Origin of the sequence: Acidovorax delafieldii 2AN, from assembly GCF_000175235.1 — a bacterium.
Lineage (GTDB): Bacteria > Pseudomonadota > Gammaproteobacteria > Burkholderiales > Burkholderiaceae_C > Acidovorax > Acidovorax delafieldii_B.
Genome location: NZ_ACQT01000023.1, coordinates 21188 through 33592, shown reverse-complemented (window position 1 = coordinate 33592; position 12405 = coordinate 21188). Strand labels below are relative to the sequence as shown.

General features: G+C 64.1%; 11 protein-coding genes and 1 pseudogene. 5 read left to right on the top strand and 7 right to left on the bottom strand.

Annotated features, from left to right (window positions below):
- Positions 1-993: pseudogene (locus ACDELDRAFT_RS05990) on the top strand (hypothetical protein); the annotation flags it as partial.
- Positions 993-2360, top strand: a complete 1368-nt coding sequence (locus tag ACDELDRAFT_RS05985) for an MATE family efflux transporter (RefSeq protein ID WP_005794509.1) — start codon at positions 993-995, stop codon at positions 2358-2360. The pseudogene ACDELDRAFT_RS05990 and the gene ACDELDRAFT_RS05985, both read left to right, overlap by 1 nt.
- Here ACDELDRAFT_RS05985 and phoR read toward each other — a convergent pair.
- The 7 genes from phoR to pstS form a co-directional block, all read right to left on the bottom strand.
- Positions 2275-3657 (bottom strand): phosphate regulon sensor histidine kinase PhoR, encoded by a 1383-nt coding sequence (gene phoR, locus ACDELDRAFT_RS05980; RefSeq protein ID WP_005794506.1) that lies wholly within the window; start codon positions 3655-3657, stop codon positions 2275-2277. The two genes, ACDELDRAFT_RS05985 and phoR, sit on opposite strands and share 86 nt — an antisense overlap.
- A gap of 62 nt (positions 3658-3719) precedes the next feature.
- Complete coding sequence (gene phoB / locus ACDELDRAFT_RS05975; protein ID WP_005794505.1) at positions 3720-4427, bottom strand: phosphate regulon transcriptional regulator PhoB; 708 nt, start codon at positions 4425-4427, stop codon at positions 3720-3722.
- A gap of 15 nt (positions 4428-4442) precedes the next feature.
- Entirely contained in the window at positions 4443-5147 is a 705-nt protein-coding gene (gene phoU / locus ACDELDRAFT_RS05970) for a phosphate signaling complex protein PhoU (protein WP_005794501.1), read from the bottom strand.
- An 11-nt stretch (positions 5148-5158) separates the two neighbouring features.
- A complete protein-coding gene (gene pstB / locus ACDELDRAFT_RS05965; protein ID WP_005794499.1) occupies positions 5159-5944 on the bottom strand; it encodes a phosphate ABC transporter ATP-binding protein PstB in 786 nt (261 codons plus the stop codon).
- A 15-nt stretch (positions 5945-5959) separates the two neighbouring features.
- Positions 5960-6841 carry a phosphate ABC transporter permease PstA gene (gene pstA, locus ACDELDRAFT_RS05960; protein ID WP_005794498.1) on the bottom strand — a complete coding sequence of 294 codons (882 nt, stop codon included), beginning with the start codon at positions 6839-6841 and terminating at the stop codon, positions 5960-5962.
- Entirely contained in the window at positions 6838-7851 is a 1014-nt protein-coding gene (gene pstC / locus ACDELDRAFT_RS05955; protein WP_005794497.1) for a phosphate ABC transporter permease PstC, read from the bottom strand. Before pstC ends, pstA begins: the two co-directional genes overlap by 4 nt.
- Before the next feature lie 68 nt (positions 7852-7919).
- A complete protein-coding gene (gene pstS / locus ACDELDRAFT_RS05950; protein ID WP_040328255.1) occupies positions 7920-8960 on the bottom strand; it encodes a phosphate ABC transporter substrate-binding protein PstS in 1041 nt (346 codons plus the stop codon).
- A gap of 208 nt (positions 8961-9168) precedes the next feature.
- Here pstS and ACDELDRAFT_RS05945 point away from each other — a divergent pair, with 208 nt between their 5' ends.
- The 3 genes from ACDELDRAFT_RS05945 (at position 9169) to ACDELDRAFT_RS05935 (ending at position 12395) form a co-directional block, all read left to right on the top strand.
- On the top strand, positions 9169-9654 hold the full coding sequence (locus tag ACDELDRAFT_RS05945) for a fasciclin domain-containing protein (RefSeq protein WP_005794492.1): 486 nt from the start codon (positions 9169-9171) through the stop codon (positions 9652-9654).
- 20 nt (positions 9655-9674) lie between these two features.
- Entirely contained in the window at positions 9675-10847 is a 1173-nt protein-coding gene (locus tag ACDELDRAFT_RS05940; protein ID WP_005794491.1) for an ABC transporter substrate-binding protein, read from the top strand.
- Positions 10848-10913: 66 nt separating this feature from the next.
- Positions 10914-12395, top strand: a complete 1482-nt coding sequence (locus ACDELDRAFT_RS05935; protein WP_005794489.1) for a Ppx/GppA phosphatase family protein — start codon at positions 10914-10916, stop codon at positions 12393-12395.
- Positions 12396-12405: the final 10 nt, after the last annotated feature.

Below are 12405 nucleotides of genomic sequence, written 5' to 3'. Positions count from 1 at the left end.
CGCATGCGCTGGGCCGTGGCGCTGGCCGTCGTCACGGCGCTGGCCGCCATCCTGGCGTGGCAACTGGACCTGTGGCACTGGCGCGTGGTCGGTGCGGCCACCGAGGCCAAGGAATTTCGCAGCCTCACGCGGCTTCTGCTGTGGTTTGGCTGGCCCGCCTGGCCCCTGGCCGCGTGGACGCTGTGGCGTTGGCGCAAGCAGTTGGTCAACCGGCAACTACACCGCCACCTGTGGTTGCCGCTGTGGTTCTCGCTCGTTTCGGTGGGGGCCACCTTCACCACCCAGCCAGCCGACCGCGCCCTGCTGGTAGGCCTGCCCGCCATGGCCGCGCTGGCGGCCTTTGCACTGCCCACGTTCCGCCGCAGCATGGCCGCGCTCATCGACTGGTTCACCTTGCTGTTCTTCAGCGCCTCGGCCCTGGCCATCTGGGTCGTCTGGTTTGCCATGCAGACGGGTGTGCCGGCACAGCCGGCAGCCAACGTGGCCAAGCTGGCGCCGGGCTTCACGCCTGAATTCTCGTGGCTTGCACTGGTCGTGGCGCTGGCGGCCTCCATCGCCTGGTGCCGACTGGTGTGGTGGCGCGCGGCGCGCAACCGTGCGGCCATCTGGAAGAGCCTGGTGCTGCCTGCCAGCGGTGCGGCGCTGGGCTGGCTGCTGCTCACCACCCTTTGGCTTCCGCTGCTGGACTATGCCCGCAGCTACGCACCCCAGGCACGCAAGCTGGTGACGGCGCTTGGCCCCGAGCCAGGCTGCATCCAGATGTACGGACTGAGCCGGCCCCAGGTGGCCGCGCTGCAATACCATGCCCAACTACGCCTGCTGCCGGCCCGTCAGGCGCAGGAATGCCCGTGGCTGGTCACCGACAGCGAGGCATGGCCCGCGCCCGCAGACCTGGTCAACCCCGAGCACTGGACGCAGGAGGCGGCCATTGGCCGCCCGACCGACAAGAACGAATTCATCTTGCTGTTCCGGAGAACGGCCGCGCCCGACTGATGTCGGAGTTCTCCACCGTTTGCCGCCACGCCCTGGCCGTTCTGGCGGGGCAATTGGCCGTGATGGCTTTCGGTGTGACGGACACCGTCGTGGCGGGGCGCTACAGCGAAGCATCGCTCGCGGCGCTATCGGTGGGTTCGGCCATTTTCATCAGCGTCTATGTCGCGCTGATGGGCATCTTCCAGGCGCTTTTGCCGGTGTGGGCGGAGCAGCGCGGCGCGCGCAATCCGCAGGCCACCGGCGCCTCGCTGCGCCAGGCGCTCTATCTGTGTGCCGTGGCATCGATCATCGGCACGTTCGTGCTGCTGTCGCCTGGCCCGCTGCTGCGCTGGACCCAGGTGCCGCCCACATTGCGCGGCGAGGTTGGGCAATATCTGGCGGTGCTGGCGCTCGCCCTGCCACCCGCCCTGCTCTTTCGCCTGTACAGCACGCTCAACCAGGCCCTCGGTCGCCCGCAGCTGGTGACCTGGTTGCAGGTGGGCGCGCTGTTCATCAAGCTGCCGCTGTCCATCTGGTTCACCTTCGGTGGCGCGGGCCTGCCGGCGCAAGGTGCGGTGGGCTGCGCGTGGGCCACGCTGGCGGTCAATGTCAGCATGCTGGGCGTGGCCCTGTGGCTGCTGCGCACGCAGGACATCTACGTGTCGCTGCGCATCTGGCAGCGCATGGAGCCGCCCCACTGGCCCACCATCCTGGGTTTCGCCCGGCTGGGCGTGCCAGCGGGCCTGGCCATCCTGGTGGAAGTGACCTCGTTCACCCTGATGGCCCTGTTCATCGCCCGCCAGGGCACCGTGGCCACCGCAGCCCACCAGATTGCGGCCAACGTTGCAGCGGTGCTGTACATGGTGCCGCTGTCGCTGGCGATTGCAACCAGCGCGCGGGTGAGTTACTGGCTCGGCGCCGGCAACGCCGTCGCGGCCCGTGGGGTGATTTTTACGGGTTTCAGGCTTGCAGCGCTTATGGGCATTTCGCTGGCAGCTATCTTAATCATAGTAAAAGAGCCGCTGGCAGCCCTGTACTCGAGCAGCGCAGCCGTGGTCGGGATTACCGGCGGGTTGCTGCTGTGGGTGGCGGCCTACCATGCAGCAGACGCGCTGCAGACCCTGTGCGTGTTCGTGCTGCGCAGCTACCGGATCACCATCGCACCGCTGGCGGCCTATTGCTTGCTGCTCTGGGGTGCGGGACTCGGCGGAGGTTATGTGCTGGCCTACCGGGGCCTGGCCGGCTGGGGGCCAATGGCATCGCCGGTGCCCTTCTGGGCGGCCAGCGCTCTCGCGCTGGCTGTCACGGCAGTGCTGTTTGTACTGATGCTGCGGGCGGCGATCCGTCCGGCAGCGCGGGGCAACGAAGCCGGTTCGCCGGGAACGTGACTGAAAAGACCGACCCCTTGCCCGGTACGCTGGAGATGTCGAGCACGGCGCCGTGACGCTGCACCACATGTTTCACGATGGCCAGCCCCAGGCCCGTGCCACCCGTCTCGCGCGATCGGCTGCGGTCGACACGGTAGAACCGCTCGGTAAGACGCGGAAGGTGCTCGGGTGCAATGCCCGGGCCGGTGTCGCTCACGGAAAATGTGGCGCTGCCGTCGGCCGCCCGGCGCCATTGCACCGTGATCGTCCCGCTGGCGGGCGTGTACCGCACGGCATTGCTGATGAGGTTGGACAACACGCTTTGCAACTCGGACGGCACCCCGGCGATGTCGCCTTCAGCGCGCAACTCCTGCACTGAAGGAAACTGCAGCACGTGGTGCCGCTGCTGGTTTTGCGTGAGCAGGGCCGACAGCGCCCGCCCCTCCTCTTCGCACCGATGCATCAGCGCCAGCACGGGCGTCCATTCGGACATGCCCGGCAAAGGGCTGCCCTCCAGGCGCGAAAGCGTCAGCAGGTCTTGCACCACGCTCTGCATGCGCGCGGCCTGCTGGGCCATCATGGCAAGGTAGCGCGAACGCTCGTCGGCATCGAGCGGCAGCGTCTGCAGCGTCTCGACAAAACCGGTGAGCACGGTCAGCGGCGTACGGATCTCATGCGAGACATTGGCCACGAAATCGCGGCGCATGGCGTCGGCCTGCTCAAGTGCCGTGACATCGCGGGACAGCAGCAACGTGCGCCCGTTGCCATAGGGGTGCAAATGCACCGAGATGCGCACCGGTCGCGAGGGCGTGCTGTCACGCCCCTGCAGCACCACGTCGTGGGTGAAATCCTGGGCAGCGTAGTAAGCGCTGAAGTCGGGGTCGCGCACCAGGTTGCCGATGGACTGCATGACGTCCCGCTGCGCATCAAAGCCGAACTGGCTGGCTGCGATCTGGTTGCACCACTCGATGTGCCCCTGCCCGTCCAGCAGCACAACCCCGTTCGGTGTGGCCTGGAGCGCGGCCAGAATCTCCTGCAGGCGCCCGTCACTGTCCTGGATCTGCATCTGGCTCTGGCGCAGCAGGCGCCGCGCGCGGTCCGCGGCCTCGCCCCACATGCCCCGGATCGAAGGCGCCGCCGAAAGATCACCCGAACGCAACCACAGCAGCACGCGCGAGCCACGCCACAGGTCGCCGGCAAACCACAGCCAGGCGGCCAAACCGGCACCGACCAGGGCGCCCCAGTGGTCACCCTGCCACCAACCGAGCGCCCCCCCGGCCAACTGCCAGGCCAAAAAATACCCAAAACGCCAAAGCATGCGCACTACACAACTTTCTTCGAGAAACTGCGGGGCCCCGGCCAGGCCGCAATGGGAAAGGGTCAGGCGCGAAGAAGGGCCTGCGGCTGCGCCGTGAGCCGGTAACCCGCGCCACGCACGGTTTCGACCATCGCGCCGGCGGCACCCAGGGCCTCGCGCAGGCGTTTGACGTGCACGTCCACGGTGCGCTCTTCAATGAACACGTGATCGCCCCACACCTTGTCGAGCAACTGCGAGCGGCTGTGCACACGTTCAGAGTGCTTCATGAAGAAATGCAGCAGCTTGAACTCGGTCGGTCCCACCTTCAGCGGCTGCCCCTGGAAGGTGACGCGGTAGGTTGCCGCATCCAGCACCAGCTCGCCGATGGTGACGCTGTCGCTCACCTGCTCGGGCGCGCGCCGGCGCAGCACGGCCCGGATGCGTGCCAGCAACTCCTGCGTGGAAAACGGCTTCGTGATGTAGTCATCGGCGCCGGCATCCAGCCCGGCCACCTTGTCGGGCTCGTCGCCCCGGGCCGTCAGCATCAGGATGGGAATCGGCTTGGTGCGGGCGTCTGCACGCCACTTGCGGGCCAGCATCAGGCCGCTCTGCCCAGGGAGCATCCAGTCCAGCAGAATGACATCCGGCAACACGGCGTCGAGCTCGCGCTGGGCCGATTCGCCATCTTCCGACCAGATGGGCTGGAAACCGTTGTGGCGCAGGTTCACCGCAATCAGCTCGGCAATCGCTGGCTCGTCTTCCACAATCAGGACGCGGGGAAGTTTCTTCATTTCAACGCCAATCGGTCACAGCAGCACGGTGGATTCGATTTCATCAAGTGTCGTGTGCCGCACGTCCTTGCCCTTGACGAGGTAGATGATGAGTTCAGCAACATTCTTGGAATGGTCGCCGATGCGCTCGATCGCCTTGGCCAGGAACAGCAGGTCCAGGCTGGAGGAGATGGTGCGGGGGTCTTCCATCATGTAGGTGATGAGCTTGCGCACGAAGCCGTCGAACTCCTTGTCGATGAGGTCGTCCTCCTTGAGGATGGCCAGCGCAGCTTTGGTGTCCAGGCGTGCAAAGGCATCCAGCGCCTTGCGCAGCAGGCCCGACGCCAAGTCGGCCGCCACGCGCAGGTCGCTCGACGGCAACGAGCGCGCAGCACCGCTCTCGATGATCGACTTCACCATGCGAGCCATCTTGTTGGCCTCATCTCCCATGCGTTCCAGATTGGCTGTCGCCTTGGAAATGGCCAGCAACAAGCGCAGGTCGCGGGCCGTGGGTTGGCGCCGGCCGATGATGGAGGCGAGCTCATGGTCGATCTCGACTTCCATGGCGTTCACGCGCTGCTCCATCACGGCAACCTGCTCGACGGCTTCCAGGCTGAACTGCGACAAGGCGTAGATGGCCTGGCGGATTTGCGACTCGACGAGGCCGCCCAGCTCCATGACACGGGTGGAGACACCGTTGAGTTCACTGTCGAATTGCGATGAAAGGTGTTTGTCTGCCATCAGATGTCTCCTCAGCCGAAACGGCCGGTAATGTAGTCTTCGGTTTCCTTGCGCTGGGGCTTGAAGAACATCTGTTCCGTCTCCCCGAACTCCACCAGATCACCCAGGTACATGTAGGCGGTGTAGTCGCTGCAGCGCGCGGCCTGCTGCATGTTGTGCGTGACGATGACCACGGTGTAGTCGTCCTTCAACTCGGCAATCAGCTCCTCGACCTTGGCGGTCGAGATGGGGTCGAGTGCCGAGCAGGGCTCGTCCAGCAGAAGAACCTCGGGCTTGATGGCAATGCCGCGCGCAATGCACAGGCGCTGCTGCTGCCCGCCCGACAGACTGGATCCACTCTGATTGAGCTTGTCCTTGACCTCGGTCCACAGGGCCGCCTTGCGCAGCGCCCACTCCACGCGATCGTCCATGTCGGTGGCGCTGAGGCTCTCGAACAGCTTCACACCAAACGCGATGTTGTCGTAGATGGACATGGGGAACGGCGTGGGCTTCTGGAACACCATGCCCACCTTGGCGCGCACCAGGGCCACGTCCTGTTTGGTGGTGAGCAGGTTCTCGCCATCCAGCACGATCTGGCCTTCGGCGCGCTGCTCGGGATAAAGCTCGAACATGCGGTTGAAGGTGCGCAGTAGGGTGGACTTTCCACAGCCCGAGGGGCCGATGAAGGCCGTCACCTTGTTCTCGGGGATGTCGAGATTGATGCCCTTGAGGGCGTGGAACTTGCCGTAATAGAAATTCAGGTCACGGACCGTGATCTTGGAGGGCCCGGGAGGCGTATTCTTGATGTTGGAGGGCATGAAAGTCCTTCTTTCTTATTTCTGCCGGGTCACGACCCGGGCGAGGATGTTGAGTCCGAGAACCGCCACGGTGATCAGGAACACGCCAGCCCAGGCCAGCTGTTGCCAGTTTTCATAAGGGCTCATGGCAAACTTGAAGATCGTGACGGGCAAGCTCGCCATGGGCTTGGACAGATCCGAGTTCCAGAACTGATTGTTGAGGGCGGTGAACAACAACGGCGCTGTCTCGCCCGCAATACGGGCCACCGCCAGCAGTACCCCCGTGATCACGCCTGCCCGCGCAGCACGCAGGGTGATCATGGTGATCACCTTCCATTTGGGCGTGCCGAGCGCATAGGCGGCTTCACGCAGGCTGGCGGGTACGAGGATCAGCATGTTCTCGGTCGTGCGGATCACCACGGGTATCACAATCAGCGCCAGCGCGAGAATCCCGGCGTAGGCCGAAAAGCTTTTGAAGCGGGCCACCACGACGGCGTATACGAAAAGGCCAATCACGATGCTGGGTGCCGACAGCAGAATGTCGTTAACGAAGCGCGTCGTGGAGGCCAGCCAGCCACGGGTGTCGTATTCGGCGAGGTAGATGCCGGCCAGGATGCCGATGGGCGTTCCCACGAACGTGGCAAGCAACACCATTACCAGCGAACCATAGATGGCATTGGAGATGCCACCCGCCTCGTTGGGTGGAGGCGTCATTTCGGTGAACAGCGCCAGGCTCAACCCACCCAGACCGAGGCGCACGGTTTCCCACAGGATCCATACCAGCCAGAACACGCCGAACAGCATGGCCGCCAGCGACAGGGTGAGAGCAATGCGGTTGACGCGCTTGCGGCTGTTGTAGCGCGCCTGACGCACCTGCGCAAGATCGGCGGCAGAAATGAGTTGCTGAGACGTGGTCATGTACGCGCTCCCTCATTCTTCTGAAGGCGTGACAGCAAAACCTTGGACAGGGCCAGTACCACGAACGTGATGAAGAAAAGCACCAGTCCCAAATAGATGAGTGACGCTTGGTGAAGGCCTTCGCCGGCTTCAGCGAACTCATTGGCGAGTGCCGATGTGATGCTGTTGGCCGCTTCGAAGACCGAAAGGGAGTTGAGCTGGTTCATGTTGCCGATGACGAAAGTCACCGCCATGGTTTCTCCCAGAGCGCGGCCCAGCCCCAGCATGATGCCCCCAAGCACCCCCGTCTTGGTATAGGGCAGAACCACCTTCCACACCACTTCCCAGGTGGTGGCGCCCAGCCCGTAGGCGGACTCCTTCAGGAGCGGCGGGGTGACCTCGAACACGTCACGCATCACGGCAGCGATGAACGGAATGATCATGATGGCGAGAATGATGCCGGCGGAAAGTATGCCGATGCCCACCGGCGGGCCTGACACCAGCGACCCCAGGTAGGGGACACCGGCCAGCAGCGATTGCAGAGGCTGCTGTACAAAACGTGCAAGGATGGGACCAAAAACCATCAGCCCCCACATCCCGTAAACAATCGAGGGAACCGCCGCGAGCAATTCCACCGCGGTGCCGAGCGGGCGCTTGAGCCAGGCTGGGGACAGTTCGGTGAGAAAGAGGGCGATCCCGAAACTCACAGGCACCGCAATCAACAGCGCAATGAATGAGGTAGCCAGGGTGCCGTAGATCATGACCAGGCCGCCGTACTCATTCTGCACGGGGTCCCAGACGCTACGGGTGAGAAAGCCCAGGCCATACTGGGCAATGGACGGCCAGGCTCCCACCACCAGCGACATGAGAATGCCTACCAGCAGCAGCAGCGTGAGCACTGCAGCACCACGGGCCAGCCCAGCAAAGATGCGATCTGCCAACATGCCCGAAATCAGCGGGCGGCGGGACGGGGGGGTGGTCCGTTGGGTGCCGGAAGCCGCCTTGGAAGGCGGGTTCTGGCGGACCGGCATCGTAGTGGACACGTTGGTACCTTGAAAAGTGAAATCGATAGGCCGGCGCGAGCGCCGGCCCAGGGACGTTACTTGAGCGAAATTGCCTTGCCCGAGGTGTCCTTGATGTCACCCCAAGACTTCAGGATGACATTCTTGACGCTGTCGGGCATGGGCACGTAGTCCAGGTCGGACGCCGTCTTGTCGCCAGACTTGTAGGCCCACTCAAAGAACTTCAGCGCCGTGGCGGCCTGAACAGGCTTGTCCTGGTTTTTCTGGAACAGAATGAACGTGGCAGAGGTGATGGGCCATGCATCCTTGCCGGGTTGGTTCGTGAGGATCTGGTAGAAGCTCTTGGACCAATCGGCACCGGCAGCAGCGGCCTTGAAGGTCGAATCGTCGGGCGAAACGAAATTGCCAGCCGAGTTTTGCAGCAGCGCGTAGGTCAGCTTGTTCTGCTTGACGTAGGCATATTCCACATAGCCGATGGAATTGGGCAGGCGACCCACGAAAGCGGCCACGCCTTCATTGCCCTTGCCGCCCGCGCCCGTGGGCCAGTTGACGGCCGTGCCTTCGCCCACCTTGCTCTTCCACTCGGCGTTCACCTTCGAGAGGTAGTTCGTGAAGCCAAAGCTGGTGCCCGAGCCATCGGCACGGCGAACGGGCGCAATGGCCTCGTCCGGCAGCGCCAGGGAAGGATTCAGCGCCTTGATGGCGGGATCGCTCCACTTGGAGATCTTGCCCAGATAGATGTCACCCAGAACCTGGCCGCTCAGCTTCAACTGGCCGGGGGCGATGCCCTTGATGTTGACCACAGGAACGATGCCGCCGATCACGGTCGGAAACTGGACCAAGCCCTTCTTGGCCAACTCTTCGTCCTTGAGCGGAGCGTCCGAAGCGCCAAAATCGACCGTCTTGGCTTCAATCTGACGCAGGCCCGCGCCGGAACCAACCGACTGGTAGTTGATCTTCACGCCAGTGGCCTTGTTGTAATCGGAAGCCCACTTGGAGTACAGGGGCGCGGGGAAGCTGGCGCCCGCACCCGTGGCCTCTTGCTGGGCCATAGCGCTAGAAAAAGCGCCCGCCGAAACGACACCAGCCACCAGAACTCGAATCACGGACAGTTTCATGAAGATACCTTTGGGGTTGAGAGAGTTGGGATGAGGCAACTCTAGGATCGACATATGACATTGTTGTGACAGCCTCTCGCGGCTGTCACATTTCCTGCCAACCCTCACCAGCCAGGCCATTGGATCAAACCGTCACGTATTTGTCACGTCCCCTGGATAGTCTCCTGCGACCGACATCGCGTCGGGTATTCCACTTCCAGGAGCATTCATGTTTCGTCGTATTGCACTTCAATCTGTATTTGCCCTGGTGGCAGTGAGCGCCCTTGGCGCCTGCGCGCATCGCGCCCCCCAGTCGGTCGCCGATGCGGTCGCCCAAACACCTGAGCTGCACAGCTTCAACGCGCTGCTCGCGGAAGCGGGCTTGGCAGAAACGCTGAAGGGTTCAGGCCCCTACACCGTGTTCGCGCCCTCGGATGCAGCTTTCAAGGCAGTTCCCGCCAAAACCATGGCCGCGCTGAAGGCCGACAAGGCCCTGCTGAAGTCTGTGCTCAGTTACCACATCGTGACCGCACGCATGGCTTCCGCGGATGTCAAGCCCGGCAACGCCAAAACCCTGCAGGGCGCATCCGTTGCTCTGGCACGCGCCGGCAACTTCATTACCGTCGAGGACGCGCTGGTGGAACAAGCCGATGTGGCGGCCTCGAACGGGGTGGTCCACGTAGTGGACCGGGTGCTGATGCCCCCCAAGAAATAAGCGACTGAACATCGGCTGCCATGCACTTTCTTGATCGCCCGGCGAGTCCCCTGAATCGCCGCCAGTGGGCCCAGTGGACAGCGGCCGCATGCGCGGTGGCGGCGTCCGAAGCTGCGGCCCAAAGCCCCGCAGCCCCGGACAGCCAGCGAACACTGGCGGTAGCCCAGATAGCAGACATGTCGCCGGGCCAGCAGGACGTCAGCCGCGACTTTCTGGTGGGCTCACGGGCCGCATGGCAGGACCTGAATGCGCGCGGCGGCATACGCGGGCGCTCTGTGCAGCACATCACGCTGGAAACCGACGGCACGTCGGCGAACTTGCAAGCTGCGTGGCAGGCCGCCCAGCGGCAACCCGGATGCGTCGCGCTGTCTGGCTGCGTTGGCAACGCCGCGGCCGCAGGGCTTGTGGCCCTGCAGTCTTCCGGAGGTGCCTCGCCCCCGCTCCCCCTCATAGCCCCCTGGCTGCACAACGCAGTCAGCGAAAGCGAAGCAGAAACGGTTTTCGAGGTCTTCCCTGATCATCAAGTCCAGATCACCCATGCCGTGAAAACCCTGGCGTCGATGGGCGTCCAGCAGATCGGAGTGATCTTCGCCACCGCACAGATCAAACAGCAGTCCCAGGGTTACGTGGCGCAGGCGGCGCAAGGCATGGGCCTGCAAACCCAGATATTGCCACTGCCCGGCTCTGGAGGCGCTGCCGCGAAGCAGCTGTCCAATCCAGCCCAGACGATCCTGCTGTTCCTGGGTGGAACGCCGGAGCTGCACGACTTCGCCAGCAAGTTGGTAACCCCAGCGGGCCGCCAATGCTACGTGGTGGCGCTGGCAGACGTGAACCTGCAGGTACTGGCCCAGATGGGTGGAACGGCCAAGGGCACATCCATCATTGCCACCCAGGCAGTTCCGCTGGTCACATCGAGCGCCCCCATAGTGCGGGCCTACCGCGAAACACTGGCCCGCCTGTACGACGAGCCAGCCTCCCCCCAAGGCTTGGCCGGTTTCATCGCCGCGCGCTATACCGCGGAAGTGCTGGGCGCTATTTCAGGGCCGGTGACGCGCGTCAGTGTTCTGTCCACCCTGCAGCGGCGCACGGACGTGAATGTAGGCGGATTTTCGGTGGCTTACCAAGGCAAAAGGCGGACCAACGCCTACGTGACCCAGAGCATGTTGACGCCCGACGGACGCATTGTTGGCTGACAGGCACTGGCCGCGACACGGGTGCTATGCTGCCCGCCAGAGATCAAGCGCACCACGCGCAAAAACATGCACAACGGAACACTGCTCGCAGCTGTCGATCTGGGATCGAACAGCTTTCGCCTTGAAATCGGCCGTTTCGAGCACGGCCACATCCAGCGAATGGAGTATCTCAAGGAAACCGTCCGCCTGGGCAACGGCCTCGACGAAGAATTCAACCTCACACCCGAAGCCATGCAGCGCGGCTGGGACTGCCTCGCGCGCTTCGGCGAGAGGCTGGCGGGCTTCAAGCGCGCCCAGGTGCGGGCCGTGGCGACCCAGACCCTGCGCGAGGCACGCAACCGCGATGTTTTTCTGGCGCGCGGCGGCGAAATCTTGGGCTATCCCATCGACGTGGTGTCCGGACCGGAAGAAGCCCGCCTGATCTACCAGGGCGTGGCCCGCCTGCTGCCACAGTCAGACGAGCGCCGCCTCGTGGTAGACATCGGCGGTCGCTCCACGGAATTCATCCTGGGCCAGCAGTTCACACCGCGTGCCGTCGCATCGTTCCGGGTGGGCAGCGTGGCGTGGTCCACCCGCTACTTCGCCGCCGGTCAGTTCACCCCCCAGGCGTTTGGGGCGGCTGAAATCGCGGCCAAGGCGGTGCTCGACGAGGCGATCGGAACCTTCCGGCCCGAAACATGGGATATCGCCTATGGATCCTCGGGGACGGCCGGAGCGGTGGGTGACGTGCTCGCTGCGGCCGGCGGCCCCGCTGGGGTCATCACCGCAGAGGGGCTCGACTGGCTTCAGGAACGACTGCTGCGCTCGCAGCATGCCGACCGTGTACGCCTCGAAGGCCTCAAGGAAGACCGCCGGGCCGTGATTGGTGGAGGCATCAGCGTGCTGCGAGCCGTTTTCGACCTGCTCGAAATACGGCAAATGCACGTGGCGCAGGGTGCCCTGCGCCAAGGCGCGCTCTACGATCTGCTGGACCGCGAACAGCCGGAAACCGACCTTCGAACCACCACCGTCAACGGACTCATGCAGCGTTTCTCAGTCGACGCAGCCCAGGCCGAGCGGGTAGCCCGCGTTGCTGCAGCGCTGTACCTGCAGGCCGCGCCACGCGGCAGCGAACGCGCCGCACGCAAGCTGGAGTGGGCGGCGCGCCTCCATGAGGTGGGCGGCATCATCTCTCACAGCGACTATCACCGCCACGGCGCATACATCCTGGAGCACACGGACGCGGCGGGCTTCGCCGTGTCCGAACTTCATCGGCTGGGCGCCCTGGTGCTAGGGCAGCGGGGCAAGGTGCGCAAACTGGAGACAGCGCTGATCAATGAGCCTGTTTTTTCGCTGCAGTTGCTCAGCCTGCGGATGGCGGTGGCGCTGTGCCACGCTCGGCGCGATCCCGACGTGGAAGGCTTGACCCTGCGCTCAACCGGTGCACGGTTCACCGTCAGCACCCGCACCGGCTGGGCCGCCAGTTACCCACAGTCCGCCTATTTGCTGCGCGAGGAAGTGGCCGCATGGCAAAAAACCCCGTGGGAACTCGAGCTCAACGTAGGATGACGAAATGAAA